25 protein-coding genes are annotated in these 25,562 nt (G+C 71.7%); 14 read left to right on the forward strand and 11 right to left on the reverse strand.

Annotated elements, in window-relative coordinates; translation table 11 throughout:
* Positions 1 to 70 precede the first annotated feature (70 nt).
* The 3 genes from QQM72_RS20065 (at position 71) to QQM72_RS20075 (ending at position 2,962) form a co-directional block, all read left to right on the forward strand.
* Positions 71 to 1,042, forward strand: a complete 972-nt coding sequence (locus tag QQM72_RS20065; RefSeq protein WP_314222239.1) for a winged helix-turn-helix domain-containing protein — start codon at positions 71 to 73, stop codon at positions 1,040 to 1,042.
* A gap of 264 nt (positions 1,043 to 1,306) precedes the next feature.
* Positions 1,307 to 1,810 (forward strand): glutathione peroxidase, encoded by a 504-nt coding sequence (locus QQM72_RS20070; RefSeq protein WP_314222240.1) that lies wholly within the window; start codon positions 1,307 to 1,309, stop codon positions 1,808 to 1,810.
* 279 nt (positions 1,811 to 2,089) lie between these two features.
* The gene (locus QQM72_RS20075) at positions 2,090 to 2,962 is read left to right on the forward strand and encodes a MerR family transcriptional regulator (RefSeq protein WP_314222241.1); all 873 of its coding nucleotides are present in this window, start codon (positions 2,090 to 2,092) and stop codon (positions 2,960 to 2,962) included.
* 249 nt (positions 2,963 to 3,211) lie between these two features.
* Here QQM72_RS20075 and QQM72_RS20080 read toward each other — a convergent pair whose 3' ends face one another.
* From QQM72_RS20080 to QQM72_RS20090, 3 genes are all read right to left on the reverse strand, one after another.
* On the reverse strand, positions 3,212 to 3,403 hold the full coding sequence (locus tag QQM72_RS20080) for a DUF397 domain-containing protein (protein WP_020131958.1): 192 nt from the start codon (positions 3,401 to 3,403) through the stop codon (positions 3,212 to 3,214).
* A 211-nt stretch (positions 3,404 to 3,614) separates the two neighbouring features.
* Positions 3,615 to 4,484, reverse strand: a complete 870-nt coding sequence (locus QQM72_RS20085; RefSeq protein ID WP_028807189.1) for a helix-turn-helix domain-containing protein — start codon at positions 4,482 to 4,484, stop codon at positions 3,615 to 3,617.
* 298 nt (positions 4,485 to 4,782) lie between these two features.
* Positions 4,783 to 5,538, reverse strand: a complete 756-nt coding sequence (locus tag QQM72_RS20090; RefSeq protein ID WP_028807190.1) for a GOLPH3/VPS74 family protein — start codon at positions 5,536 to 5,538, stop codon at positions 4,783 to 4,785.
* Positions 5,539 to 5,762: 224 nt separating this feature from the next.
* On the opposite strand from QQM72_RS20090, the gene QQM72_RS20095 reads away from it, so the two are divergent.
* Complete coding sequence (locus QQM72_RS20095) at positions 5,763 to 8,351, forward strand: D-alanyl-D-alanine carboxypeptidase (RefSeq protein WP_314222333.1); 2,589 nt, start codon at positions 5,763 to 5,765, stop codon at positions 8,349 to 8,351.
* Positions 8,352 to 8,521: 170 nt separating this feature from the next.
* The gene (locus QQM72_RS20100; protein WP_314222242.1) at positions 8,522 to 10,696 is read left to right on the forward strand and encodes an MFS transporter; all 2,175 of its coding nucleotides are present in this window, start codon (positions 8,522 to 8,524) and stop codon (positions 10,694 to 10,696) included.
* A 75-nt stretch (positions 10,697 to 10,771) separates the two neighbouring features.
* On the opposite strand, the gene QQM72_RS20105 is transcribed toward QQM72_RS20100, so the two are convergent.
* Complete coding sequence (locus tag QQM72_RS20105; protein ID WP_314222243.1) at positions 10,772 to 11,650, reverse strand: hypothetical protein; 879 nt, start codon at positions 11,648 to 11,650, stop codon at positions 10,772 to 10,774.
* Between the two features lie 100 nt (positions 11,651 to 11,750).
* Between QQM72_RS20105 and QQM72_RS20110 the strand changes: the two genes are divergently transcribed.
* Positions 11,751 to 12,536: an SDR family oxidoreductase gene (locus tag QQM72_RS20110; RefSeq protein ID WP_314222244.1), complete on the forward strand. Its 786-nt coding sequence runs from the start codon at positions 11,751 to 11,753 to the stop codon at positions 12,534 to 12,536.
* 138 nt (positions 12,537 to 12,674) lie between these two features.
* Complete coding sequence (locus QQM72_RS20115; protein ID WP_314222245.1) at positions 12,675 to 14,243, forward strand: sodium:solute symporter family protein; 1,569 nt, start codon at positions 12,675 to 12,677, stop codon at positions 14,241 to 14,243.
* Positions 14,244 to 14,245: 2 nt separating this feature from the next.
* On the opposite strand, the gene QQM72_RS20120 is transcribed toward QQM72_RS20115, so the two are convergent.
* Positions 14,246 to 15,364: an ADP-ribosylglycohydrolase family protein gene (locus tag QQM72_RS20120; protein WP_314222246.1), complete on the reverse strand. Its 1,119-nt coding sequence runs from the start codon at positions 15,362 to 15,364 to the stop codon at positions 14,246 to 14,248.
* A gap of 127 nt (positions 15,365 to 15,491) precedes the next feature.
* Here QQM72_RS20120 and QQM72_RS20125 point away from each other — a divergent pair, with 127 nt between their 5' ends.
* On the forward strand, positions 15,492 to 16,019 hold the full coding sequence (locus QQM72_RS20125; protein WP_314222247.1) for a DUF2165 domain-containing protein: 528 nt from the start codon (positions 15,492 to 15,494) through the stop codon (positions 16,017 to 16,019).
* Positions 16,020 to 16,098: 79 nt separating this feature from the next.
* On the opposite strand, the gene QQM72_RS20130 is transcribed toward QQM72_RS20125, so the two are convergent.
* Together QQM72_RS20130 and QQM72_RS20135 are read right to left on the reverse strand one after the other, a co-directional pair.
* Positions 16,099 to 16,686: a hypothetical protein gene (locus QQM72_RS20130; RefSeq protein WP_314222248.1), complete on the reverse strand. Its 588-nt coding sequence runs from the start codon at positions 16,684 to 16,686 to the stop codon at positions 16,099 to 16,101.
* Between the two features lie 310 nt (positions 16,687 to 16,996).
* A complete protein-coding gene (locus QQM72_RS20135; RefSeq protein WP_314222249.1) occupies positions 16,997 to 19,600 on the reverse strand; it encodes a bifunctional FO biosynthesis protein CofGH in 2,604 nt (867 codons plus the stop codon).
* Positions 19,601 to 19,784: 184 nt separating this feature from the next.
* Between QQM72_RS20135 and QQM72_RS20140 the strand changes: the two genes are divergently transcribed.
* Positions 19,785 to 20,492: a hypothetical protein gene (locus QQM72_RS20140; protein ID WP_314222250.1), complete on the forward strand. Its 708-nt coding sequence runs from the start codon at positions 19,785 to 19,787 to the stop codon at positions 20,490 to 20,492.
* A 66-nt stretch (positions 20,493 to 20,558) separates the two neighbouring features.
* Here the strand turns inward: QQM72_RS20140 and QQM72_RS20145 are convergent, their stop codons facing one another.
* Both QQM72_RS20145 and QQM72_RS20150 read right to left on the reverse strand, forming a co-directional pair.
* Positions 20,559 to 21,404, reverse strand: coding sequence for an LLM class F420-dependent oxidoreductase (locus tag QQM72_RS20145; protein WP_314222251.1), 846 nt, complete (start codon positions 21,402 to 21,404; stop codon positions 20,559 to 20,561).
* A 140-nt stretch (positions 21,405 to 21,544) separates the two neighbouring features.
* Positions 21,545 to 21,910, reverse strand: a complete 366-nt coding sequence (locus tag QQM72_RS20150) for a hypothetical protein (protein ID WP_314222252.1) — start codon at positions 21,908 to 21,910, stop codon at positions 21,545 to 21,547.
* Here QQM72_RS20150 and QQM72_RS40915 point away from each other — a divergent pair.
* Positions 21,803 to 22,237 carry a DUF4344 domain-containing metallopeptidase gene (locus QQM72_RS40915; protein WP_399077951.1) on the forward strand — a complete coding sequence of 145 codons (435 nt, stop codon included), beginning with the start codon at positions 21,803 to 21,805 and terminating at the stop codon, positions 22,235 to 22,237. The genes QQM72_RS20150 and QQM72_RS40915 overlap by 108 nt on opposite strands.
* A gap of 36 nt (positions 22,238 to 22,273) precedes the next feature.
* On the opposite strand, the gene QQM72_RS20155 is transcribed toward QQM72_RS40915, so the two are convergent.
* Positions 22,274 to 22,879, reverse strand: a complete 606-nt coding sequence (locus QQM72_RS20155) for an ALF repeat-containing protein (RefSeq protein WP_399077954.1) — start codon at positions 22,877 to 22,879, stop codon at positions 22,274 to 22,276.
* A gap of 276 nt (positions 22,880 to 23,155) precedes the next feature.
* Here QQM72_RS20155 and QQM72_RS20160 point away from each other — a divergent pair, with 276 nt between their 5' ends.
* Positions 23,156 to 23,620, forward strand: coding sequence for a nuclear transport factor 2 family protein (locus QQM72_RS20160; protein ID WP_314222254.1), 465 nt, complete (start codon positions 23,156 to 23,158; stop codon positions 23,618 to 23,620).
* A gap of 47 nt (positions 23,621 to 23,667) precedes the next feature.
* Here the strand turns inward: QQM72_RS20160 and QQM72_RS20165 are convergent, their stop codons facing one another.
* A complete protein-coding gene (locus QQM72_RS20165) occupies positions 23,668 to 24,510 on the reverse strand; it encodes an endonuclease/exonuclease/phosphatase family protein (protein ID WP_314222255.1) in 843 nt (280 codons plus the stop codon).
* A gap of 83 nt (positions 24,511 to 24,593) precedes the next feature.
* Between QQM72_RS20165 and QQM72_RS20170 the strand changes: the two genes are divergently transcribed.
* Genes QQM72_RS20170 through QQM72_RS20180 form a run of 3 tightly spaced genes read left to right on the forward strand, consistent with a single transcriptional unit; the run spans position 24,594 to position 25,546 of the window.
* Positions 24,594 to 24,989 carry a nitroreductase/quinone reductase family protein gene (locus QQM72_RS20170; RefSeq protein WP_314222256.1) on the forward strand — a complete coding sequence of 132 codons (396 nt, stop codon included), beginning with the start codon at positions 24,594 to 24,596 and terminating at the stop codon, positions 24,987 to 24,989.
* 30 nt (positions 24,990 to 25,019) lie between these two features.
* A complete protein-coding gene (locus QQM72_RS20175; protein WP_314222257.1) occupies positions 25,020 to 25,250 on the forward strand; it encodes a hypothetical protein in 231 nt (76 codons plus the stop codon).
* Positions 25,247 to 25,546 carry a type II toxin-antitoxin system PemK/MazF family toxin gene (locus QQM72_RS20180; RefSeq protein WP_314222258.1) on the forward strand — a complete coding sequence of 100 codons (300 nt, stop codon included), beginning with the start codon at positions 25,247 to 25,249 and terminating at the stop codon, positions 25,544 to 25,546. The genes QQM72_RS20175 and QQM72_RS20180 overlap by 4 nt, the downstream gene beginning before the upstream one ends.
* Positions 25,547 to 25,562: the final 16 nt, after the last annotated feature.

The raw sequence follows: 25,562 nt of genomic DNA on the forward strand, positions 1-25,562 counted from the left end.
GGGTGGTTATTGTTTCGCCGGACCGCGAAACGTCGTCAGTCGTACGGGCACGGGGTGGGGGCGCAGGGGGATGGGCTGGTGGCAGGTGAACGCGGACACCCTGGCGCGCAGCCGGTTCGTGCTCTCCCCGCTCGCCGAGACCTTCGCGAGCCTGAAGCTGCTGCACGCGGGCGTGGGGACGCATCCCGGCGAGCGCGACTGGCTGCGCGACCGGCTCCCCGGCTACCGCGCCGTACTGGCGGCCGACCCGGTGACCGCGCTGCTGGTGCGGGCCGGGCTGGGGCGGAGCTGGGTCGCCGACTTCCTCACACCCACCCCGAGGGACGGCGAGAGCTTCGAGGAGGGCGTCGCCCGGGTACGGTCGGCCGATCCGGCCGAGGCCCGCGCCCATCTGCGGATGTCCCTGGCCGGCCCGCTGCCCGCCGTCCTGGACCGGGACGACCTGCCGGACCGGGCGGCCGGGCTGCTGGAGTACGTGTGGGAGACGGGCGTACGACCGCACTGGGAGCGGCGGCGGCGCGTCCTGGAGGCCGATGTCGTCGCGCGGACCGCGCAGGTCAGCCGGGGTGGCTGGGCGGCCGTACTGGACTCGCTGCGGCCGGGGACGCGGTGGCTCGGCGAGAGTCGGTTTCAGGTCAACCTGCACGAGTATCCGCCCCGCGAGATCTCCGGTGCCGAACTGGTGTTCGTGCCGGTCACCCCGAAGACGGGGTGGGTGTCGTGGGACGAGCGGGAGCGGTACGCCGTCGTCTATCCCTGCACCGGAGCGCTCGCCGAGGACCACCGGGACCGGGCCCGCGCCGTACCGGCCGCGTTGGGCGCCCTGCTGGGGCCCGGCCGGGCCGCGGTGCTCGTCCTCCTGGCCGGCCCCCTGAGCACCACCCAGCTGGTCGCCCTGACCGGCCAGGGCCTCGGCTCGGTCGGCCGCCATCTGCGGGTGCTGCTGGAGGCCGGGCTGGTGGAGCGACGGCGCGCGGGGCGGTCGGTGCTGTACTCGCGGACGGCGGCGGGCGAGGTCCTGGTCCGCTCCGCCGCCGGGTAGGTCCTGACCCGGTCCGCCACCGGGCAGGTCCTGACCCGGTCCGCCACCGGGCAGATCCTGACCCGGTCCGCCGCCGCCGGGCAGGTCCTGGCCCGCTGCGGCGGGCGAGGTCCTGGTCCGGTCCGCCACCGGGCGGGCGCTGGCCCGGTCCGGCAGGTCGTCCCGGTCCGCCGCCGGGCGGGCGCTGGCCGTCCCGGCCGGAACCGGAAGCGGGGGATGGCCCCGGAAGGGGTGGGTTCACCGCCCGGGGCTAGCATCCGGAGCATGACTACTGACGCAGGCGCCTCTCCCCTCGACGTGTCGATCGATGCCCTCAAGGGCGGTTCCGCGGAGCTCTCCCAGTACGCGGGCAAGGCCGTCCTCGTGGTGAACGTGGCCTCCAAGTGCGGCCTGACCCCGCAGTACACCGGCCTGGAGAAGCTCCAGGAGCGGTACGCCGCCCAGGGCTTCACCGTGCTCGGCGTACCCTGCAACCAGTTCCTCGGGCAGGAGCCCGGCACTGCCGAGGAGATCGCCGAGTTCTGCTCGGCCACCTACGGCGTGTCCTTCCCGCTGACCGAGAAGGTCGAGGTCAACGGCGCGGAGCGGCACCCGCTGTACGAGCGGCTCGTCGGGTTCACGGACGCCGAGGGCCACGACGGCGACATCCGCTGGAACTTCGAGAAGTTCCTGATCGGGCGGGACGGGTCCGTCGTCGCCCGCTTCTCCCCGCAGACCGAGCCCGAGGCCGCCGAGGTCGTCGCGGCCATCGAGGGCCAGCTCGGTTAGGGCGTTCCTTCTGGATCGGGCCGGATCAGGCCGTGGTGTCCGGTGCGGTGCATCGCAAGGCGGAGCATGATCCGCGTACCGGGTGTACGCGGGTCGTGCGACAACGCCGCGAGGTGCCGTGCCGGACACCGCGAAACCCGGGCTGCTCCGAGAGAAGCGCCCCAGGCGGTCCCGGTCCGAAGGGATCGTCCGGCTTGACCTTGCCCCTGGGGCAGGGCGGAGCCTCCTCGTCGCCGGGCGCGAAGGCCGCCCGGCGACGGAGGACGACGGAGGTGCGTGGTGGACGTCGGGGATGACGGCGCGCTGCTCACGATCGGCGCGTTCGCCGCGAGGGCCCGGCTCTCGGCCAAGGCGCTGCGGCTGTACGACCGGCTCGGGCTGCTCGCCCCGGCGCACATCGACGAGGCCAGCGGCTACCGCTACTACCGGGCCGGCCAGGTGGAACGCGCCCGGCTGGTGGCCATGCTGCGTCAGCTGGACATGCCGCTCGCGCGGATCGCCGAGCTGGTGGAGACCGCTGACGGGCCCGCGTCCGGGGAGCTGCTCGCCGTCTACTGGGGCGATGTCGAGGCCCGGTTCGCCGCCCAGCGCACCCTCGCCGACTACCTCCGTGCACGGCTGTCGGGGAGGAGCTCCGAGATGTACGAGAAGTTCGAGGTCCGGTTGGCCGAGGTGCCCGAGCAGGTGGTCGTCACCGAGACGCGGCACACGCTCGCGGACGAACTGCCCCTGTGGATCCCCGCCTCGCTGAGGCGGCTGGAGGAGGCGGCCGGAGAGTGCGGGGGCGTGGCCGGGGCACCGTACGTCGTCTACTACTCCGCGGTGTCCATGGAGAGCGACGGGCCGGTCGAGTCCTGCGTGCCGGTCGCCGAGGAGGCCGGGGCCCGGTCCTGGGCGGCCGCCGCGCAGGGCCGGGGCAGGCAGTTCCAGGCGCGGGTGGAGCCCGCCCGGCGGCTCGCGTACACGAGGATCACCAAGGCGCAGGTGGCGCACCCGCAGATCCTCGCCCCGTACGAGGCGGTGGAGGCGTGGATGAGGCGGGAGGGCTGGGACTACGACGGTCCCTGCCGGGAGATCTACTTCGCCGACTGGGACGCGGCGGGAGCCGAGGATCCGGTGTGTGACGTGGCGTTCCCGGTGAAGCGGGGCTAGCCGGACGACGGGCCTGCCGGACGACGGGTCTGCCGGACGACGGGTCTGCCGGACGACGGGCGGACCTGTCGGCGGGCGGACCTGTCGGCGGGCCCGCGCCGGGGAGGTACCGGGGATGCACCGGGGATGTGCCGAGCCCCCTCGGCAAGGACGGCGAGCTGGTCGAGGGGGCTCTTGGGTCGTACTGGTGAAGCTGGTCGTGCAGGTGAATCCGGTCGTACTGGTGGCCGGTCTCAGGGGATCGTCCCCTCAGGCCTTGACCGATGCCACGAAGGTGTTCCACGCGTCGGCGGGGAAGGCCAGGGTCGGGCCCTCGGTGACCTTGGAGTCACGGACGGCCATGGCCGCACGGAGGGGGGACTTGATCTCGACGCATGCGCCGTTGCCCTGGGAGTAGGAGGACTTGACCCACTCGTTCGCGGCGCCCTGCTGGATTGCCATGTTCGCTCCGGTAGTCAGTTGCTGAGTTGCTGTCACCACGCCGTGCGCAGATCTCCGTCTGCACGGCATGGTTTGCGCCACCGTTGTTGCTTGATGGCGTGATCGACGCTACTCGCCAACATCGTGATGCGGAGAGACTATTCACCCGTCCGGATGGCATATTCCATAGGGACTTCCCTCCGGCCCGGCCGAAGGTGTACCTTTCGGCGCTTCACGGGGCGACCTCCCTGGCGTAGTCCTTCGCCACCTTCGCGATGAACTCCCGCGTCTGGTCGGCGTTCAGGGCCTGCGCCCGCAGGTGCTCGTACATCACGCTGTACTTCTGCACGTCCTGCGGCTTCTCCAGGTACAGGTCGCTGGTGACCCCCTCGATGTAGACCACGCTGGAGTCGGCGGCGTCCGGGAACTCGAGGATCGCGTACTGGCCGCTCACCCCCGGATGCGCGCCCATGGTGAACGGGATCAACTGCACGGTCACGTGCGGCAGCTGGGACATCTCCAGCAGATAGTCCAGCTGCTCGATCATCACCTGCCGGTTGCCGACCTCGCGGCGCAGCGCCGCCTCGTCCAGGACCGCCCACAGACGCAACGGGTTGTCGGCTGTGGAAATACGTTCCTGTCGGCGCAGGCGCACCTGGATCCGCTTCTCGATGTCCGCCGGCGGGGCCTCGGGCAGCGCCCCCGAGATCAGCGCCTCCGCGTACTGACGGGTCTGGAGCAGCCCCGGCACGACCTGCGGGTCGTACACGCGCAGACTCGCCGCGTCCGTCTCCAGGCCGATGTAGACGCTGTACGGAACGTCGCCGAAGGCATGCCACCAGCCCTGCTGGCGGGAGTCCTTGGCCATCTCCATCAGCGAGTCGACCATCCGCTGGTCCTCGACCTCGTACACCCCGCACAGGTCACGGACGTCACGCTGACTGATACTGCGCCGGCCGTTCTCCAAACGGCTGATCTTCGACTGGGACACCAGCAGGCGCTCGGCGACCTCTTCGGCGGTCATGCCCTTGAGCTCACGGAGCCGACGCAGCTCCTGGCCGAGCCGGCGTCGCCTGACGGTGGGATTGACATTGGACGCCACGGGACGTGCACCTCCGGCTGCGTGTCTGTAACTGACACTTTGCGTATCTGCTGTTGAGCAGACTGCCACCAAGGCGCTTTCCACCGCTGGAAAACGGTGGATACACGGCGGGTACACGCCAGTTCGGGTCCGTCCCCCGACATGCGTGCGCGCGGGGTGGCGGATCGGTACGTCCACCACCCCGCGCGACCGCTGCGGCTCCCGGAACGGGTCCTGTGTCCGACGGGTCCAACTGGCCCTGCGGGTCTTACGTATTGCGTTACCCGGCCCTGCCGGCGCGATGTCGTGGGACTGCGGCTCAGTGAGCCACGACACGCGCCATGGGACCGCGGTGCGGCTGCGCCGGAACGCCACGGGCGGGTTCCGGTGCGGGCCTGGCACCGGGTCCGGCCTGCCGGCCGGGTGGTGCCTGGTTGCGACGCGGCTGTGCCACCGCGCCGTTCTGGACGTCCATCACGGCGTGCGCCACGAGGCCGCCCATCGGGTCGTGCCTGATCAGATCCCGCAGCCGGGAGCGGGACGAACGTCCCTCGTTGCCCGGGTACAGGTGCTTGCCGAGGCCGACCGCGTGCGCCAGTGCGGCGAGCGCCGCGGTCCGCGGGTCCGGCGGTACGCCGGTGCGGATCGCGGAGTCCAGCCGGGCCTTGATCTCCCGGCTGATGTCGGTGTCCGTCGCCTGGTAGCGAGTCGTCGGCAGCACTCCGCACATCTGTCCCGCCACGGCATGAACCATGCCGCACCGCTCCAGATGCGAGAGGTAGGTCTGGCGTAGCCCGAGACGCGGCCCGCCGATCCAGTGGACGGCACGTACGGGAGCGCCACGCCTTCGCAGCAACTCCAACGCGCAGTCCAGCGTTGGGTCTCCAGTCGGCCGTGGGGACACCACGGCGATACGATCCCCGTCAGGGGCTATCCGTCCGGCCAGCGCCAGCTCCACTAGCTGTGCTCCGGCCAGACCGAGGTCGAGCGACTGCGGCTGTGCGGTGGTACCCGTGGTCGGGTCCAGCGCCAGCAACAAAAGCTCTTCCGGAATTGTTCTGCGGCTCCTGCCCATCCATGCCTCCCCGCGTGGATGAATGACAGGGTGACCCCTCTCACATTGGTCTGTCGAGGGTGCGTGACCTGTTTGTAGTGGAACCAGTAGGTATGTCGTTCTCGTCTACCGCAGGAGCCAAGCCCTCTACACAGGACACTGGTACATGGTTCGGACATGCCGTGAGGCGTGTCTCGGGCGGGCGGTTCACGGTTCGGCACGAGCGCGCGGTGGGCGTGCGGCACATGGAGGAGGCATCGGTGGCGGGCGAGTCCCCCGACAGGTCGAAGCAGCGCGAGTCGTCGGCAGAACCGACGTCGGGGAGCGCGAGCACGGTTCCCGAGGCGCGTGAGCCTCGCGATTCCCGCGAAGTCCGCGATCCGCGGGTGGCCGTGGCGCGGGAGGCCGAGCCGTCAGCGTCGCGGGGCGGCGTGGACACGGCGACGCGAGTGTTCTCGGTACGGGACCTGAAGACCGCGGAGTCCGAACAGCCCGAGGCGTCCGACGAGGTCGAGGAGCCCACGGGGGCCGAGGACGGCGACGAGGCCACGGCGAGCGAGTCCGCCGAGGACGCCACGGAGGCCGAGGACACCGAGAGGCCCGAGGGCGGACCCGAGGCCGACGACGCCGACGACGCCGAGGAGCCCGCGACGGCCACGGAGGCCGAGAACAGCGGTACGGCAGCCGAGGGCGGGCCCGCCGAGGCCGAGGACACCGAGAGTGGCCCCGAGGGCCCCCAGGGCGGCCCTGAGGGCGTCGAGGCGGCCGAAAGCGCGCGCGGGACCGCCGAGGCCCCTTCCGGGGGCGGCGACGAGCGCCTGCGGGAGGCCGTGGCCCAGTGGGTGGCCTCGGCGGACGACAAGAGCTCCGCCGAAGAGGACGCGACGGACTCGGCGACGGCCGGGGGCGCCTCGGACGAGGACGCCTCGGACCGGGGCATCTCCGACGAGACCACCCCGGACCGGGACACCGGCGCCGCGGTGGAGGAACGTTCCGCGAGCGACGCCCCGAAAGCCGACGAACCTGGCGAACCTGGCGAACCCGACGAAACTGACGAGCCCTCCGCCGCGAAGCCGGACGCCGAGACCGGGGCCGCCTCCGAGCCCGCGTCCAGGTCCGCCTCCAAGCCCGCGCCGAAGTGGGCGTCGGACACCGACGAGGAGGCCGCCGGAGACGCCGAGCCCGGTCAGGCCGAGGACGCCGACACCGACAGCGACACCGACGCCGACAAGCCCGACCACTCCCCCGTCGACCAGCCCACCGCCGTCTTCAAGGCGCCCCGGCCCAAGCCCGCCGTCGACCAGCCGACCACCATGCTGAAGCTGGGCGGCGCCACCAGGCCCGAACCGGCCGAGGACGAGGCCGCCCCGAAGGCCGCCCCGAAGGACGCCCCGAAGACCGGCCGGCCGGCCGAGCCCGAGGCACCTGCCGAGCGGACCAGCAAGTTCGTCGCGCTCAAGCCGCTCGACGAGCCCCGGCCGCACAAGCCGGCCGACGTCACCGCACTGGTCCCGCAGGTCGGACCCGAGCGCACCACCCAGCAGCCGCTGCCGCCGAGGCCGCCGCTGGACCTGCTGGCGGAGCTGACGAACACCCCGCCGCCCCCGCCCACCCCGCTGCGCACGCTCGGACGGCGGCTCAAGATCTGGACGCCCCTGGTCATCCTGCTGCTGGTCGCGTTTGCGATCGCGCAGGCCGTGCGGCCGCTGCCGGCGACCGCTTTGGCCCTCACCGCGGAGGACTCGTACACCTTCGAGGGCGGCAAGACGCAGCTGCCCTGGCCGGGCGAGGGGCAGGGCTGGATCGACGCGGACGGCGTCGGCACGATGGGCAGCTTCGGCAAGCAGACGCCCGTGGCCATCGGCTCGGTCGCCAAGACCATGACCGCGTACATCATCCTCAAGGACCACCCGATGAAGGCCGGGGAGGAAGGCCCCGAGATCGAGGTCGACGCGACGGCGGAGAAGGAGGGCGGCTACGACGTCTCCGGCGACGAGTCGACGCTCAACACCGTCAAGGCCGGCGACCGGCTCACCGAGAAGCAGGCCCTGTCGGCCGTCCTGATCCCCTCCGCCAACAACATCGCGCGGTTGCTCGCGCGCTGGGACGCGGGTACGGAGGCGGCGTTCGTGAAGAAGATGAACGCCACCGCCAAGGAACTGGGGATGACCGACACGACGTACACCGACCCCTCGGGCCTGAAGGAGACCACCGTCTCCACGGCCGAGGACCAGGTGAAGCTCGGCCGGGCGTTCGTGAAGGTGCCGGCCCTGGTCTCCATCTCCAGCGCGGCCAGCTGGGACGACCCGTCCGGCAAGAACTGGCCCAACTACAACGTGCTGCCGTACAAGATCGGCGCGATCGGCATCAAGACCGGCAGCACCACCGCGGCCGGCGGCAACCTGCTCTTCGCCTCCCGCAAGGAGGTCGACGGGCAGACGGTGACCCTCGTCGGCGCGATCCTCGGCCAGCACAAGCCGAGGATCCTCGAGACGGTCAACGCGGTCAGCCAGACGGCGCTGCTCGCCGCCGAGGAGGCGGTCACCGCGGCGAAGATCCTGAAGAAGGGCGACGTCGTCGGTTACGTGGACGACAAGCTGGGCGGCCGCACTCCCGTGGTCATCACCAAGGACGTCTCGGCGGTCGGCTGGGCGGGCATGACGGTGAAACTGTCCTTCACCGCCGACGACGTGCCGCACACGGCGAAGGCCGGCACCCAGGTGGGCACGCTCACCGTCGGGGACGGCACCAGCAGTGCCGTGAAGGTGCCCGTCGCCCTGCAGTCCGACCTGACCGAGCCGGGCTTCTCGGACAAGCTGACACGCATCGGCTGACCCGCGTCCCCGCACGTACGCCTGCGTCACCCCGTCGGGCAGCCGCCCGGCGGGGTGCGTGCTAGCGTCACGAAACGGGACAGGTCGCCGGTCGCAAGGACGCAGCCGTGAAGCGGACGCGAACGGCGTGCGGCCGAGAGCGGAAGACGGGACACGGGGAGTGCCTTCAGGTGGCCACTGCGGAGCCGACACGCGCCGACGACACCGGTCCGGACCCGGACGCCGGCGCGCGACCGAGGGTGCCCGCCCCACAGTCGGGCGACCACGACCGTGACGACCGCGGCGGTCATGGCGCGATGGTAGAGCTCGAGCGGGACCACGTCCCGGACCCCGAGGCGGCGGACACCCGCGCGGACGACGACCGCGCGGACGACCGTACGGACAGCCGCGCGGACGACCGTACGGACAGCCGCGCGGACGACCATGCGGACGGGCGTACGGACGACCGTACGGACAGCCGCGCGGACGACCGTACGGACAGCCGCGCGGACGACCGTACGGACAGCCGCGCGGACGACCATGCGGACGGGCGTACGGACGACCGTACGGACAGCCGCGCGGACGACCATGCGGACGGGCGTACGGGCGACGCGGGCGATGTGCGTGAGCCGTCCCGGGCGAGATCCGCGCTCGACCGGCTGGGCGGCTGGCTGCGACGTCATCCCGTGCTGTCCATGACGGGGCTGTCCGGCGTCCTGCACCTCGTCTGGTTCTTCACGTTCGCGAACAGTGGTGGCGACCTCGCGGCGCAGGACGCCTGGGCCGAGTTCGTCGGCCGGCACCCCGACTCCGCGTACAACCTCGCCTGGTACGGCGGCATGCACCCGGTGTCGTACAGCATGGTGTCGCCGTATCTGATGTCCCTGCTCGGCGTCCGGACGACGATGATGATCGCCGGAACGCTGTCGGCGGGGCTGCTCACCCTGATCCTGCTGCGCTGCCGACCGGTGAGGAACCCGTTGTGGCCGGCGCTGGCCGGGGTCTTCGCCCTGCTGTGCAACGCGGCTTCCGGGCGCGTGACGTTCGGGCTCGGCAACACGTTCGCTCTGGGCGCGGTCGCCGTCGTGTTCTGCTGGCCGCACCGCTGGCGCTACAAACGCTGGGCGAAGGCGCTGTGCGCCGCCCCGCTCGCCGCGCTCGCCACGATGGGCTCGCCGGTGGCGGGGCTCTTCGTGGGGCTCGTCGCCGCCGCGCTGTTCCTCCAGAAGCGGCGGCCGGGCGCGTGGGCGCTGGGGCTCGCGCCGACGGCCGTGGTCGCCCTGTCCGCCTGGCTGTTCCCGTTCTCCGGCACCCAGCCGATGTCCTTCGGCTCGGCGTCCCTGCCGCTGCTGTCCGCGGTGGCCGTCTTCGCGGTCGTCCCGCGCGACTGGAAGACGGTACGGATCACCTCGGCGGTGTACGGGCTCGGGGTCCTGCTGGTGTGGCTGATCAGCTCGCAGATCGGGTCCAACATCACGCGTCTCGCGATGCTGTTCACGGGCGTGGTGCTGATGGCGGCGCTGCCGTTCGCCGTGCCGCGCAGCCGCAAGTGGTACGCGATCGTCGTGGCGTTCTGCGGGTTCGTGGGCTGGATCGGCTTCAAGTCCGTCGACGACGTCCTGCGGACGACCCCGGCGGCATCCTGGGCGCGTGAGCTGGCGCCGCTCGTCAACGAACTCCAGGAGATCGGCGCGGAGAAGGGGCGGGTGGAGGTCGTGCCGGCCCGCTCGCACCGCGAGGCGTCCGCGCTCGCGCCGTACGTCAACCTGGCCCGGGGCTGGAACCGCCAGGCCGACATGGAGCGCAACCCGCTCTTCTACGACGACACCCTCAACTCGGCGAACTACCACGATTGGCTCCAGCGGTGGGCCGTGCACTTCGTCGTCGTCCCGAAGGAGGCGCTGGACGGGGACGGCGGCGAACGGGAGCGGGAGCTGGTGCAGCGGGGGCTGCCGTATCTGGTGCAGATCTGGGGCGACGCCAACTGGCAGCTGTTCAAGGTCACCGACCCCGCCTCGCTCGCCGAGCCGAACGCGGTGGTGCAGCGGGCCAAGCAGGACGAGATGACGATTGACGTGAGGAAGGCGGGACGGATCCTGATCCGGATCCCGTACTCGCCGTGGCTCAGCGTCGTCGACGCGCAGGGCAAGAGCCTGAAGCCGCCGCAGGAGACGGACGCGTCCAAGGACCGGGCCGAGGGGGAGCCGAAGACGTACGACAACGTCGACGGGTGTCTGTTCGAGACGGAGGAGGACGCGGACGGGGACAAGTGGACGATGCTCGTCGCTCCGCGGGCCGGGGTGTACCGGCTGGCCGCGCCCTACCAGCTGCCGCGGGGCACGCCGTGTCCGGACGAGCTGAAGTGAGCGCGGCTTGACGCCCGCTTCTTCCGGGGGCTGCCGCCCCCGGGCCCCCGCTTCGGCCCTGAACGGGCCTCGTCCTCAGTCTCCCCCGGAGGGGGTACCCCCGGACAGGCTGGTGGTGCGGAGGTTCGCCACATGGGTGTCCGTGCCCGGCACCGTCGGGATGAACGGTGCGAGCAGTTCCACCCGTCCCAGGCCCGACTCCGTCACCGCCTCGCCCAGGCCGGTGAAGTGCGGGTCCCAGCAGTGCCTCGGGTCGGTTTCCAGGAACCACAGGAGGGTCAGGCGGGTGTCGACGCCCTCGACCTGCTTGACGTAGGTCATGCGGTCGCCGGGGAGGGGCGTGGGGCGGAAGACCGTGACCATGGCCGTCGGGGAGCCTGCCACCCGCTTGGGGAGGTGGCGGGCGCGCAGCCACTCCAGGAGTTCGGCGCGCTGCCGCGCCGAGTCGGTGTCGATCACCTCGAGCACCAGGCCCGCGTACGGGTGGTCCAGGGCGTGGAAGTCGCGGGGACCGGCGGCGCCGTCCCGGTACACGGTCGTCTCGTGGTCCTGGAACGCCGTGAAGACGTGGGTGCGGTCCTGGTAGACGCGGGCGTCCCGGTTGAGGCGCTTGTTGATGGCGACCGTCCACCTCATGTGGTCGTCGTAGCGGCCGTCGGTGATCCAGTAGGTGGAGAGGTAGCAGCCGGCGGTGACCGGCCGGGCGATCGCCGACTTCTCCGGCTCGCGCAGGAGCTGGAGGTCGCGGGTCGCCACCCACCTGCGGCCGGCGTACATCCAGGGCATCGCCATCGCGCCGGCGTAGTAGTGGTCGTCCTCGTACCAGCGGTTGTAGGCGTACTCGTGGCCTGGGTGCGGTTCGACCATGGTGATCAGGGCGTGGCCGGGGCGCACCCCGTAGGGGCCGACGGCGGCCAGTTCGGCGTACGTCTCGCTGCGGGTCTCCTCTGACATGGGAACTTCCCTTCCCTTCCGTCCTCCTGCGGTCGCCCATACTCTGACGCTCCGTCAGATAATGCGCCAGGGTCGGGAGTCAGGCAGTCAGGGAGGGCTCATGTCATTGCTCGACGGCAAGACCGTCGTCGTCTCGGGAGTCGGCGCAGGTCTCGGTCACCAGGTCGCCGCCGCGGTCGTCCGGGACGGCGGGAACGCCGTGCTGGGGGCGCGGACCGAGGCGAATCTCGCGAAGAGCGCGGCCGGGATCGACCCCGAGGGGGCGCGCACGGCGTACCGGGTCACCGACATCACCGACGAGGGGAGCTGCGAGGCGCTCGCGGAGCTGGCGCGGGAGCGGTTCGGCGGGATCGACGCCGTGGTGAACGTGGCGGCCTGGGACTCCCACTTCGGCGGGGTCGAGGACGCCGACTTCACGACCTGGCAGTCGGTGATCGACGTGAACCTGCTGGGGTCGCTGCGGATGACGCGGGCCTGTCTGGCCGGGCTGCGGGTGAGGGGCGGGTCGGTGGTGTTCATCGGGACGCAGTCGGCCGTGGCGGCCCCCTCCCAGGTGCGGCAGGCGGCGTACGCGGCCTCCAAGGGGGCGCTGACCAGCGCCATGTACTCGCTCGCGCGGGAGTGGGGGCCGCACCGGATCCGGGTCAACACCGTGCTGCCGGGGTGGATGTGGGGACCGCCGGTGCAGGCCTACGTCCGGTTCAGCGCGCAGACGGAGGGGGTGCCGGAGGAGGAGGTGCTGGGGCGGCTCACCGAGCGGATGGCGTTGCCCGAGCTGGCCACGGACGGGGATGTGGCGGACGCGGCGGCGTTCCTGGCGTCGGACCGGGCGCGGGCGATCACCGGACAGTCGTTGCTGGTCAACGCCGGGGAGCTGATGCGGTGAGTTCATGTAGGTGAACGCGAACCACCATACAGAATTCCTTTACCTCCCTTTGACCTTACGGTTACTTGTCGTGTTCACGCGGCAGCGCCCACGATGAGCGCCGGACTGAACGCCGGTCTGAACCCTGGGAGGACGCACATGAACGGTCTCGACTGGGCCGTGCTCATCGGCTATTTCGGCGTGATGGTCGCGATCGGCGTCTGGTCGCACAAACGCGTCGACAACGTGAGCGACTTCTTCACCGCCGGCGGCAGGATGCCCTGGTGGCTGTCCGGCATCTCGCACCACATGTCGGGCTACAGCGCGGTGATGTTCACCGGGTACGCGGGCATCGCCTACACCTACGGCGTCACCTCCTTCGTCACCTGGTCCTTCCCCATCGCGCTCGGCATCGCCATCGGCTCGAAGCTGTTCGCGCCGCGCATCAACCGGCTGCGGTCGCGGCTCCACGTGGCTTCCCCGCTGGAGTACCTGAAGAACCGCTACGACCTCAAGACCCAGCAGGCACTGGCCTGGTCGGGGATGCTGCTGAAGATCGTGGACGTCGGCGCGAAGTGGGCCGCCATCGCGACCCTGCTGTCCGTCTTCACCGGGATCTCCCTCAACCAGGGCATCCTCATCACCGGCGCGATCACCGCCGTCTACTGCACGATCGGCGGTCTGTGGGCGGACGCGCTGACCGAACTCGGCCAGTTCGTCATCCAGTTGCTGGCCGGCATCGCGATGTTCGTCGCCGTCGTGCTGAAGCTGGACGACAAGGGCATCGGGTTCCTGGACGCCTGGGACCAGCCGGCGCTCCAGGGCCACGACAAGCCCCTGGTCGCCCAGTACGGCACGGTGTTCCTGCTCGCGTTCCTGTTCATCAAGCTCTTCGAGTACAACGGCGGCATGCTCAACCAGGCCCAGCGGTACATGGCCACGGCCACCCCGAAGGAGGCCGAGCGGTCGGCGCGGCTGTCGGCGGTGCTGTGGCTGGTCTGGCCGCTGGTGCTGTTCTTCCCGATGTGGATGTCGCCGCTGCTGGTGACGTCGAACAAGCCGGACGGCTCCGACTCCTACGCCCTGATGACCGAACAGCTGCTGCCGCACGGCCTGCTGGGGCTCGTCATCGTCGGCTTCTTCTCCCACACGATGGCCATGTGCTCGTCCGACGCCAACGCCATCGCCGCCGTCTTCACCCGGGACTGCGCGCCGGTGATCTGGGCCAGGGCGCGGGAGTGGAACCAGCGGTCGGGGCTGATCGCGGCGCGGGTGGCGACCGTCGTCTTCCTGGGGCTGTCCATGGCGGCGGCCACGCAGGTCAACTCCCCCGCGTTCAAGGACATCATCACGGTCGTCATCAAGTGGGTGGCCGGCCTGATGGGCCCGATGGCGATCCCGATGATGCTGGGCCTGCTGCGCCCGTTCCGCCGCTCCGGCCCGACGGCGGCGCTGACCAGCTGGTCGATGGGTCTGCTGGCCTTCTGGCTGGTCAACTACCCGATCAACTGGAACGTCGACGGCGGAGTACCGCTCCAGTACCAGGTGTCGATCCCGCTGGCCGTGTCGCTCGTCCTCTACATCCTCATCGGGTTCGTCAAGCCCGAGGACACCCCGGAACGCCTGGCGATCATCGAGCGGATCAACACGGACGGGGACGGCAGCGCTTCGGCCGCCGCGCAGGTGCCGCGGTCCAAGGACGAGGTCCCCACAGCGGTGCCGGACTAGACCTAACTCCCCCTGGGGTACCGGGCCGTCCAGCCCGGGGACGCCCCGGCGGGACCGTGCAGGGCCGGCCCCTGGGTCATCTCGATGGCGAAGTCGTCGGCCAGTTCCAGGATCGTGGGACGGCCCTCCAGCTCGGCCAGCCAGGCCGGCGGGAGGGCCGTCTCGCCGTGCAGGGCGCCGAGCAGGCCGCCGGCGAGAGCGGCGGTCGGCCCCGAGGGCGCACCGTGGTTCACCGCGAGCCGCAGCCCGTGCCGGACGTCCTCCGCGACGAGCGCGCAGTAGACGGCGCCGGACAGCACGGCCTCCGCGGTCCCCGCACCCGCGAGCTCCTCCACCCGCGCGGGCCCCGGCAGCCCCCGCCGTACGGCGCCCAGCGCGTGCCGCAACGCCTCCGACACCGCCTCGTGCCCCGGCCGCGCGGCCAGCAGGGCGAGCGCCCGCTGCACCGCGCCGTCGAGACTCTCGCCGCAGGCCAGCGCGTGCACGGTGACGGCGTACGCGGCCGCCGCGAGGTACGCCGTGGGGTGGCCGTGGGTCTGGGCGGCGCACTCGAGGGCGAGCTGGGCGACGAGTTGCGGCTCCCAGCCGACCAGCAGCCCGAAGGGCACCGACCGGGGAACCACCTCGGGCCCAGCCGCGCCGGGGCTCTTGGGCGAGTCCAGGGTGCCCATGACCTCGTCGCCGAGCCCGAGCAGCAGCGTCCGGGTCGGATCGCGCCGGGCGTACAGCCACTCCTCGCGGGCCAGCCAGCCGTCGTCCTTGCGGCGAAGGTCGGGCCCCCAGTCGCGCTGGGTGGCCGCCCATCTCAGATACGCCCGGTGCAGATCGGTCGGCGGATGCCAGGCGCCGGTGTCCCGCCGCACCTGGGCGCGGATCAGCCCGTCCACGGTGAACAGGGTCAGCTGGGTGAGATGGGTGACCGCGCCGCGCCGCCCGTGCGCGGGGGCCAGGTCCACGATCCCCTCGGGCCCGTGCGCCTGCCGGATCTCCTCGATCCCGAGCCCGTCGACGGGCGCCCCGAGGGCGTCCCCGACGGCCGCGCCCAGCAGCGTGCCACGCACCCGGCTGCGGAAGTCCTGCTGTTCGGCACGGCCCCAGACGGGCCCGGCAGTCGCACCCACCCAGTCCTCCCGCACCGTGCGTACATACGACGTCCGTCACTGTAATCGAACAGCGCTCCGTTCCGGCCCCGTGCGCGTGCTGTCCGGTGGAGGGGTGATGAAGACCTGGTGGGGTAAGGACACCGGCATGACCACCCCCACCACACGTATCCCCCACGCGTCACGCGTGCTTCCGCTCACCGCCGCCCTCCTCACCGGGACGGTCGCGCTCTACCTGCTTCTCGTCGCCTTCGGGAACATCACGGACTTCGGCACGAACCAGCAGTTCGTGCGGCATGTGCTGGCGATGGACACGACGTTCAAGGACGACGACGTGATGTGGCGGGCGGTGACGAGCAAGGGGCTCCAGGACGCCGCCTATGTCGCGATCATCGCGTGGGAGACCGTCGCGGGGGTGGTGCTGGCCGCCGGGACGTGGTTCTGGGCCCGGCGGGACGACATACGCGGTCGGTCGCTGTCCACGTACGGGCTGGTCATGGTGATGCTGCTGTTCGGCGCCGGGTTCATCGCGATCGGCGGGGAGTGGTTCTCGATGTGGCAGTCGGACACCTGGAACGGACTGGACGCGGCGACCCGGGCCTTCCTGTTCGCCGGCGTCGTGCTGATCGTGAACCAGCTGCCGACCGGACAGGCGCGCGACGACTCCCGGGCCTGACAACCGGAGTTCCGGGACCCGGAGTCACGAGGCCCGGAGACCCGGAACCCCTGAACCCCGGGACCCGGACATACGGGATCTACTCGACGACCCTGACCTTCGTCCCCGTCTCGCCGAACGCCCACAGGGCCGTCCCGTCCGCCTTGGCCATCCGGATGCCGCCGGTCTGCGTGCCGGCGGCGGCCGGGGGCGGGGAGGAACCGTCGACGGCGTTGGAGAAGGCGATGTTGACGCCCGAGGTGGCGGAGAAGTAGACGATGTGCTCGATCGCCACGCCGTCGGAGCCCGTGGTGGCGTCCTTGCGCAGCGAGACCGTGAAGCTGCCGACGGCCGGGTCCACCGTGCCGGGCCAGACCGTGAAGGTGCGGCGGGCCGTGTCGTCCGCGTCGACCAGCCAGACCCGGTGCTGCTCCAGCGAGTAGACGATCCGCCGGCCGGCGCCCGAACCGGCCGGTATCTCGGCCGCCTTGGGGGTGGCCGACGGTTTCGGTGAGGCCGAGGGCTGCGCGCTCGCCGACGCCGAGGCGTGGGGACGGTCCGCCGCCGACGCCGTCGGGTGCGGGCCCTGTTCGGCCCGCGCGGTCAGGAAGACGACCGCGACGATCGCGCCGGTCGTCAGGCCGGTGACCCAAACCCAGGAGGGAAGCCGTCGGGCAGGCACGGGCACGCATCTCCTCAGCTACGGGACCCCTCCGATCGGGGCCCGATCATCGTACTGTGAGGGGCCCGCTCCCCGGTCCCTGAGTAGCCCCTGAGTAGACCCTGGCTGGTCCCGGACTGGTCCCTGGCTGGTCCCGGACTGGTCCCTGGCTGGTCCCGGACTGGTCCCTGGCTGGTCCCTGAGTCGCCCCTCGGTTGCTTCCTAAACGGTCCCCCCGCGCCTCCCCGGCGCCCCCCCGCGCCTCCCCGAGCCACCCCGGCGGCCCCCCGGTGGTCAGCGGCCCACCGGCAGTCCCCCGGTGCGTCCGGGTGATCCCTCAGTCCAGCACCGGCAGCAGTTCCGGCAGATGCCCGTCCGACGCCGAGGCCGCCCGCTGCCGCTCCTGCGGCACCTCGCCGTACAGCGTCGTACGCGGCCTGGCCGGACGGCCCGCCGCGTCCGCGACCGCGATCAGGTCCTTGACGGACTTGTAGGAGCCGTACGACGAGCCCGCCATACGGGAGATGGTCTCCTCCATCAGCGTGCCGCCGAGGTCGTTGGCGCCCGAGCGGAGCATCTCGGCCGCACCCTCGCTGCCCAGCTTGACCCAGCTGGTCTGGATGTTGGGGATGTGCGGGTGCAGGAGCAGCCGGGCCATCGCCGTCACCGCCCGGTTGTCCCGCATGGTCGGACCGGGCCGGGAGATGCCCGCCAGGTACACCGGCGCGTTGGTGTGGATGAACGGGAGGGTGACGAACTCCGTGAAGCCGCCGGTCCGCTGCTGGATCCCGGCCAGGGTCCGCAGGTGGCCCAGCCAGTGCCGGGGCTGGTCGACATGGCCGTACATCATCGTCGAGGACGACCGGATCCCGAGCTCGTGCGCCGTCGTGACGACCTCGATCCAGGTCGCGGCCGGCAGCTTGCCCTTGGTCAGCACCCAGCGGACCTCGTCGTCCAGGATCTCGGCCGCCGTGCCGGGGATGGAGTCGAGCCCGGCCTCCTTCGCCACCGTCAGCCACTCGCGGATCGACAGGCCGGTGCGGGTCGCGCCGTTGACGACCTCCATCGGCGAGAAGGCGTGCACATGCATGCCGGGAACCCGCTCCTTCACCGCCTTGGCGATGTCGAAGTAGGCCGTGCCGGGCAGGTCCGGATGGATGCCGCCCTGCATGCAGACCTCCACCGCGCCCAGTTCCCAGGCCTGTTGGGCGCGGTCGGCGACCTGGTCGAGGGAGAGCGTGTACGCGTCGGCGTCGGTGCGGCGCTGCGCGAAGGCGCAGAAACGGCAGCCCGTGTAGCAGACGTTGGTGAAGTTGATGTTCCGCGTGACGATGTACGTGACGTCGTCGCCGACGGTCGAGCGGCGCACGTCGTCCGCGATGCGGGTCAGGGCGTCCAGGGCCGGGCCGTCCGCGTGGAGCAGGGCGAGGGCCTCGTCGTCGGTGAGCTTCGTCGGATCGTCGGCGGCCGTCGCGAGGGCCTGCCGTACGTCGGTGTCGATGCGCTCCGGCACCATGCCGGGGGCGGCCGCCTCGCGCAGGGCGCCCCAGTCGCCGTACACCTCGTCGAAGTCGTCGCGGCGGTCGGAGGTCCGGCCGTCGGTGTCGATGGTGCGGTGCAGGTCGGTGCGGCCGGACGGCACGAACACCTCCTCCGGCTCCTGCCAGGGACGGCCCTCGACGACGGCGTCCGACACGGCCAGTCCCGTGGCCGGGTCGGCCAGCGCGCGGACGTGCGGCAGCAGCCGCGGGTCGAGCCACGGCTCGCCGCGCCGGACGAACTCCGGGTAGACGCAGAGACGTTCGCGCAGTTCGAAGCCGACGGCGGCGGACTTCTCGGCGAGCTCGTCGATCTGCGGCCAGGGGCGCTCGGGGTTGACGTGGTCGATGGTGAGCGGGGAGACCCCGCCCCAGTCGTCGATCCCGGCCCCGATCAGCCGCTCGTACTCGCTGTCGACGAGGTTGGGCGGGGCCTGGAGGTTGGCGGCCGGGCCCATGATGTGGCGGGCCACGGCCACGGTCGCGACCAGCTCGTCGAGTTCCGCGTCCGGCATGCCGCGCATCGCGGTGTCCGGCTTGGCGCGGAAGTTCTGGATGATCAGCTCCTGGATGCCGTGGTAGGCGCGGGAGATCTTGCGCAGCGCGAACAGCGACTCGGCGCGCTCCTCGTAGGTCTCGCCGATGCCGATCAGGATCCCGGAGGTGAACGGGACGGAGGAGCGGCCGGCGTCCTCCAGGACGCGGAGCCGGACGGCGGGCTCCTTGTCGGGGGAGCCGTGGTGGGGGCCGCCGGGCTCGGACCACAGCCGGGTGGCGGTGGTCTCCAGCATCATGCCCATGCTGGGCGCGACGGGCTTCAGCCGCTGGAAGTCGGTCCAGCTCAGCACCCCGGGGTTGAGGTGCGGCAGCAGTCCCGTCTCCTCGAGGATGCGGATGGAGATGGCGCGGACGTAGGCGATGGTGTCGTCGTAGCCGTGCGCGTCGAGCCACTCGCGCGCTTCCGGCCAGCGGTCCTCCGGCTTGTCGCCGAGGGTGATGAGGGCTTCCTTGCAGCCGAGGGCGGCACCGCGCCGGGCGATGTCGAGCACCTCGTCGGGCGACATGAACATCCCGTGCCCGGCCCGGCGCAGCTTGCCGGGCACGGTGACGAAGGTGCAGTAGTGGCACTTGTCACGGCAGAGCCGGGTGAGCGGGATGAAGACGCTCTTCGAGTACGTGATGACACCGGGCCGGCCGGCCGCCTCCAGACCGGCGTCCCGCACCCGGGCGGCGGAGGCGGCGAGGTCCTCCAGCTGCTCGCCGCGCGCCTGGAGCAGCACGGCCGCCTCGCCGACGTCCAGGGCGACGCCGTCACGGGCCCGTTTGAGAGCGCGACGCATGGAGTTCTCGGTGGGGCCGGGAGTCGGGCCGGGGCCGGTTCCGGAGGTCGCGGAAGTCGTCATCCTTCGAGCATACGATCACGTTTTCCGAGCCCGGGGCGGGACCGGGGCCCGGAACGGAACCGGCGGCGGCGGCGCCGGGGTCCCCGCACCGGCCCCGCTGCCGCGGACTCTGAGTACACGTACCCATCCCCCGTACGCAGCCGTACCGATGCCCCGCGCATCCCGGCCGGCCTACGGTCGCCGCATGCCCGAGGAGATCACCACCGCCCCCGCCACCACCCCCGTACCGGCACCGGCACCCGCCGCGACCGGCCGCACCGCCGCGCAGTCCTTCGGCATCGGCTGCGCGGTGCTCCTCGCCGTGCCGCTGCTCCTCGTCCTCGGCTTCGCCGGCTGGATCGCCGTGGTGACGAAGGACGCGTCGGACTTCCCGCGGGTCACGCCCGAGGAGATGGCGGGCCGCGCCGTCGACCGCTCCCGGGAGGCGTACGACGTCCTCGGGTTCACCCGCACCATCAGGCCCGGTGTCGAGCAGGTCGGGGTCTCCACCGAGAACACGGTCGGCTCGAACTACTGCTACCGGGGCGGCCTGACCGACGAGACCGTCGACGGCGCCTACAGCGTCAGTCACAGCTGGGCGCTCGACCACGTCCCCGCCGAGCAGGCGGTCCCCGGACTGCGCCGGCTGCGCGACCACCTCGAGGACACCGGCTGGGACATCACCTCCTACCGGGAGAACGTCTCCGGGGACTACTGGGCTCTGTACGCCTCGCGCGCGGACGGCGACGAGCGCGTGTCCTTCCAGTGGTTCGCGGACCGCGACTACTTCACCGGCGGCACCTCCACGCCCTGCGCCGTGGACCCGGGTTGGCAGCAGGGCGACGACCAGCCCGCCGGGGACCGTCTGTGGCCACCCGACTTCGGGCCGTCGGCGAAGAGCAACGGGTCCTGAGAGCACGGCGAACGGGTACTGGAGGTCCGGTCCGAACGGGTACTGGAGGTCCGGTCCGAACGGGGCCTAGAGGTACGGCGCGAACTCGTCCAGGGCGCGCAGCGCCTCCGCCTCCCCCACCGGCGGCAGCTGCACCACGACCTCCTCGATGCCCAGCTCGGCGTAGTACGCGAGCTTGCCGGGGGACGGGTGGACGGCGTACGGCACGACCTGGAGGGCGTCCGGCTCGCGGCCCGCGTCCGCCCACGCCGAACGCAGCACGGGGAGCGCCTCGGAGAGGCCGCGGCCGCCGATCGGCAGCCAGCCGTCGGCGTACTCGCTGATGTGCGAGAACAGCTTCGGGCCCGCGGCACCGCCGACGAGGGTGCGGGGGCCGGTGACCGGCCCGCGCGGCTTCTGCACCGGCTTGGGGTACGCCGTGCTGGCGCGGACGCTGCCGAACTCGCCCTCGTACGGCGTCGGTTGCTCCGCCCACAGGGCCTGCATCAGCCGCATCCGGTCCCGGACCAGCTCGCGGCGGGTACGCCACTCGACGCCGTGGTCGGCGGCCTCCTCCACGTTCCAGCCGTAGCCGAGACCGAGGGTGAGGCGGCCGCCCGACAGGTGGTCGACGGTGGCGATCTGCTTGGCGAGGTCGATCGGGTCGTGCTGGGCGACGAGCGTGATGCCGGTGCCGAGGCCCAGCGTCTGCGTCACCGCCGCCGCCTGACCGAGTGCGACGAAGGGGTCGAGGGTGCGGCCGTACTCGCGGGGCAGGTCGCCGCCGGCCGGGTAGGGGCTGGTGCGCTCGACGGGGATGTGCGTGTGCTCGGGCAGATAGAGCCCGGCGAAGCCGCGCTGCTCCAGCTCACGGGCGAGGCGGGTGGGGGTGATCGTCTCGTCGGTGAGGAAGATCGTGACGGCGATGCGCATGGGGGGCCTTTCGCTGCGTACGGCTCTGTCGACGGCGTCGTCGCGGGTGACGGTCCCATCTCTACCTGCGGAACGATCCGCTGTCCATACCGACCGGTCGGCATCGGACGGCATCGGGGCGGCATCGGGGCGGCATCGGGTCAGAACGCGCCGGGAGTGTCGAGCGGCCATCTGTCCGGCTCCGACGGAGGGCTGTACGCCATGGCCTGGATCAGGCCCGCCAGCAGCAGTTCGGCGGCGGCGGCCCGGTCCGCGCCCTGGTCACCGCCGGCCATGGCAACCGCGTGGTACGGGTCGACGCGCGCCCCGTCCACCCGCGCGACGGATGCCCGGTCGGCTTCGCCGACCAGTTCGCCGCCCTCATGCTGCTCCGCCAGGGGGCGGAGGGAGAGGAGCGGCTGCTCGACGTCGCCGAGACATGGCGTCTGTCCGCGATCACGTACGAGGACGAGGACGAGGACGAGGACGAGGACGACGGCCAGGCAGACGAGCACTCCACGGACCATCAGCGCGCCGTCGCCCACCTCTGCTGCCTCTACGGGGCCGCCCCGGCGGACCACGCGGACGTGATCGGCACGGACACACTTCCCGCAGGCCGGGCGCGCGGCTGCGCACGGGAGTGGAAGAGAGCGCAGGCCGCCTGGATGAACGCGATCGAGCGCTCCACGGAGGCACCTGGCCAAGGTCCTGCGCAGGCTGGACCCGGGTCCGTTCTTGGCCGCCGGCCAGGGATCACACGGCCCGCTGCCGGATCACGGGCGATCACCGCGAGCGCCTCCCGGACGACATCCCGCTCCCCCTCCGTCAAGTCGCCGAACGCCTTTCGATCTTGACCGCCGGGAGGGTGACACCCGCCCGGTGGACAAGTCCTAGCCGTCGACCTCGTACTGGCCGACCTCCAGGAAGTACCGCAGTTCCTCCGGCGTCCCGTCGACGACCTCCTCGGCGGCGGCGCGGAGGGCGGCGCTGATCTTCGGGTCGGCCAGGATGCGGAAGACGGCGACGCGGTCGTCCTCGGCCCGGGCCAGGCGGTAGCCGGTCTCCAGGAACGCGCGCAGAGCCTCCGGGGTGCCGGCGTCGAGGGCCTTGTTGGCCTCCCGGACGACCCCCTTGCCGGAGTTCTTGTCCGCCAGGATGCGCGCGATGGCGACGGCGTCGTCCTCGGCCTGGGCGAGGCGGTAGCCGGTCTTCAGGAAGGTGCGCATGTCCTCCGTGGTGCCGTCGAGGGCCTCGCCGGCCTCCCGGAGGACCCTCTTGCCGCTGTCCTCGTCCGCCAGGATGCGCGCGATCGCGACGCGAAGGTCGTCCTCGGACATCTCGTCCACCGGCGTATCGGTCGTCACCACCGATGCCGCCGCGGTCGTCGCCGGGACCGCTGCCGCCGTCGTGCCGGTGGCGAACGCCGGGGTGGTGAGGAGCAGGGCCGGCGTCAGGGCGGTGGCCGTGACGAGCAGGGCGGCGCGGCGGCGTCTCAGCGATCTCATGGGCCTCATGGTGGTCCCTCCGTGGTCTGGCGGTCGGTACGAAGATCCTCGCCGCCGCGCGCCATCGATGTCACTGCCGGATGCCGGCAGTCCTTGTCGGCTTTCGTTGCCGTAACCGCACCCGGTCGGCAGCTCGACGGGACGCACAACTCACCTTGCGGGGAAGGCGGTTACGTCGGAGGTAATCGCTCCGAGCCGTCCCCGCCGGTGATGATGGCCGCCTCGTCGCGTCAGCGGGACGCGGCTTGCGCATCGGAAGGATCCACCGTGTCCTCAGCCACGTCCACGACTCCCCGCGCCGTGGTGCGGGAACTGCTGCGCCGGATCGGCGAAGGGGACCCCGAGCGCATCGCGGAGCTGTACGCCGAACGGAGCGAGTGGAAGCTGGCCTGGCCGCAGGACGAGCACGGCCGTGCGCGGAGCGCCACCCCGTGGATCCGCCACCGGGCCACCCGTGCCGACGCCGCCGCCCACTACCGCGAGCTCGTCGGGCACCACGTGCCCGGACAGGCGGCCACCGTGATCGAACGCGTCCTCGTCGACGGTGACGACGCGGTCGTGCTCGGCGAGATCCGCCAGACCGCCCGCTCCACCGGGCGGGCCTATCGCGCCCGGTTCGCGCTGCACCTCACGGTCGAGGGCGGCCTGGTCACCCGGCACCACGTGTACGAGGACAGCCTCGCCGTCGCCCGCGCCTTCGGTACGGAGGGGACGGGTGAGAAGGGCGAGTAGGGCGAGTAGGGCGAGAAGGGCAAGAAAGGTGGGAAGGGGGAGGCGGCTTAGATGATCGCCGTCTCCTCCTCCGCCAGGTCCGCGACGACTGCCGCGTGGTCCGAGGGCCAGACTCCGTCCACGGGGCCGTGGCCCGCGCGGCGGATGTGCCGGACGTGGCCCTCGCCGATCGGGCCGGGCGGGCCCACGTGGATGTAGTCGATGCGGACGGCGGGTTCCAGCACGCGGGCCGCGTAGGGGTTCTCGGGGGTCCAGGTGGCGGCGGGTGCGGTCGGGTCGGCGTAGTCCCAGGCGTCGTAGAGGACCTGTCCGGGAACGGCCGACGCGGTCCTCGTGCCGCCGAAGAGGCGCACCTCGTCGGAGTCCGGCCAGGCGTTGAAGTCACCGGTGACGACGGGCGGGAAGGGTGTGCCGCCTCGGTGCCGGGCGACGAGTTCCGCGAGGGCGGTGACCTGGGCGCGGCGCACCGCCGAGGCGTGGCCGGCCGAGGTGAGGTGGGTGGTGAAGAAGGGGATGTCGAAGGAGGGGGCGGCCACGCGCGCGTAGAGGGCCGCGCGGCCGTCGGCCAGGTCGGGGGGCGCGGGCAGGACCAGCGTCTCCCGTTCCACCACCGGCCAGCGGCTCAGCACCGCGTTGCCGATGTCGACCGAACCGGCGTCGGGGTCCGTGATCCGCTTCCGCCAGCGTTCGGGGGCCGGTGACGGAGCCCAGGTGCAGTGCAGACCGAGTTCGTCGGCCAGCCACTCGGCGAGGTTCTCGGATCCGGCCGCCCACACCTCCTGGAGGCCGACCACGTCGGGGTCCAGCTCGCGCAGGACGGCCAGGATGGCCTTCTGGCGTTCCCGCCAGGGGCCGAACCTCCACCACAGGTTCCAGGTCACCACGCGCATGTGCAGACACCCGCTCTCGTCGCGCCGACGGCGTCGGGGACCATTGAATCAACAAACCCGTGCGTGAAGGAGTCCCACGGATCATGAACCGTTCCCGCGACCTCCGTTTCCGCGCGACCACCGCCGTCCAGCGGTACGTCGCCAACCCCCTCATGCGCCGCCTGCCGTTCCACACGCTCCTGGAGACCACGGGCCGTGTCTCCGGCCTGCCCCGGCGCACCCCGCTGGGCGGCCGCCGGATCGGCGACGTCTTCTGGCTGGTCTCGGAGTTCGGCGAGCGGTCGCAGTACGTCCGCAACATCCAGGCCGATCCGCGGGTGCGGGTGCGGCTGGGGGGACGGTGGCACTCGGGCACGGCCCGGCTGCTCCCCGAAGACGACCCGGTGGCCCGGCTGCGCACCCTGCCCCGGGGCAACAGCACGGCCGTCCGGGCCCTGGGGACGGGTCTGCTCACCATCCGGGTGGACCTGTCGAGCTGAGAGCTATCATGCGCACCGTATGATGACGGCATGACGATCAACATGACGATGAGCCTGCCGGACGATGTGGCGGCCTTCGTGAAGGCCAAGGGCAACGCATCCGCCTACACGGCCCGCATACTGCGCCGGCAGATGCTCGCCGAGGAGCTGGAGAAATCCGTGCGGGTGCGCGCCGAGGCCGGAATAGTGACGACGGCAGCCGAACCCTCCGAGAGCGAAGAGGCGACCCTGGAGCGATGGGGCGGGGTGGCGGGCCGGTGAAGCGGGGCCACATCTACGAACTGGCCTTCGCCGGAGGACCGGCACACGTTCTGGTGATCTCCTCCGACGCCCTCAACGCCCAGCACAAATCGGCAACGTGCGTACTGGTCTATCCCCAGCAGGTGCGCGAGCCGACACTCGTGGACATCCCCGTGAGTTCGCCCTCGGCCGGCACGGTCGTGCTCGGTGAGTTCCGGACCCTGTCCGCCGTACGGTTCACGGCGGATCTGGGCGCTGTGGACGAGCGGATCATGGAAGCGGTCGAGATCGGACTCCGTGCCGTCCTCGACCTGTGAGGGACGGTGCGTGCGG

This window comes from Streptomyces zaehneri (assembly GCF_032248645.1).
GTDB classification, from domain to species: Bacteria; Actinomycetota; Actinomycetes; order Streptomycetales; family Streptomycetaceae; genus Streptomyces; species Streptomyces coriariae.

Bases quoted from the DNA above. Each gene is read 5' to 3' on its own strand.
- QQM72_RS20110 (WP_314222244.1), top strand. From the start codon at position 11,751: ATGTCATTGCTCGACGGCAAGACCGTCGTCGTCTCGGGAGTCGGCGCA.
- QQM72_RS20135 (WP_314222249.1), bottom strand. From the start codon at position 19,600: ATGACGACTTCCGCGACCTCCGGAACCGGCCCCGGCCCGACTCCCGGC.
- QQM72_RS20065 (WP_314222239.1), top strand. From the start codon at position 71: ATGGGCTGGTGGCAGGTGAACGCGGACACCCTGGCGCGCAGCCGGTTC.
- QQM72_RS20145 (WP_314222251.1), bottom strand. From the start codon at position 21,404: ATGCGCATCGCCGTCACGATCTTCCTCACCGACGAGACGATCACCCCC.
- QQM72_RS20140 (WP_314222250.1), top strand. From the start codon at position 19,785: ATGCCCGAGGAGATCACCACCGCCCCCGCCACCACCCCCGTACCGGCA.
- QQM72_RS20080 (WP_020131958.1), bottom strand. From the start codon at position 3,403: ATGGCAATCCAGCAGGGCGCCGCGAACGAGTGGGTCAAGTCCTCCTAC.
- QQM72_RS20150 (WP_314222252.1), bottom strand. From the start codon at position 21,910: ATGGTCCGTGGAGTGCTCGTCTGCCTGGCCGTCGTCCTCGTCCTCGTC.
- QQM72_RS20175 (WP_314222257.1), top strand. From the start codon at position 25,020: ATGACGATCAACATGACGATGAGCCTGCCGGACGATGTGGCGGCCTTC.
- QQM72_RS20105 (WP_314222243.1), bottom strand. From the start codon at position 11,650: ATGTCAGAGGAGACCCGCAGCGAGACGTACGCCGAACTGGCCGCCGTC.
- QQM72_RS20090 (WP_028807190.1), bottom strand. From the start codon at position 5,538: ATGGGCAGGAGCCGCAGAACAATTCCGGAAGAGCTTTTGTTGCTGGCG.
- QQM72_RS20165 (WP_314222255.1), bottom strand. From the start codon at position 24,510: ATGCGCGTGGTGACCTGGAACCTGTGGTGGAGGTTCGGCCCCTGGCGG.
- QQM72_RS20070 (WP_314222240.1), top strand. From the start codon at position 1,307: ATGACTACTGACGCAGGCGCCTCTCCCCTCGACGTGTCGATCGATGCC.
- QQM72_RS20125 (WP_314222247.1), top strand. From the start codon at position 15,492: ATGACCACCCCCACCACACGTATCCCCCACGCGTCACGCGTGCTTCCG.
- QQM72_RS20095 (WP_314222333.1), top strand. From the start codon at position 5,763: ATGGAGGAGGCATCGGTGGCGGGCGAGTCCCCCGACAGGTCGAAGCAG.
- QQM72_RS20170 (WP_314222256.1), top strand. From the start codon at position 24,594: ATGAACCGTTCCCGCGACCTCCGTTTCCGCGCGACCACCGCCGTCCAG.
- QQM72_RS20115 (WP_314222245.1), top strand. From the start codon at position 12,675: ATGAACGGTCTCGACTGGGCCGTGCTCATCGGCTATTTCGGCGTGATG.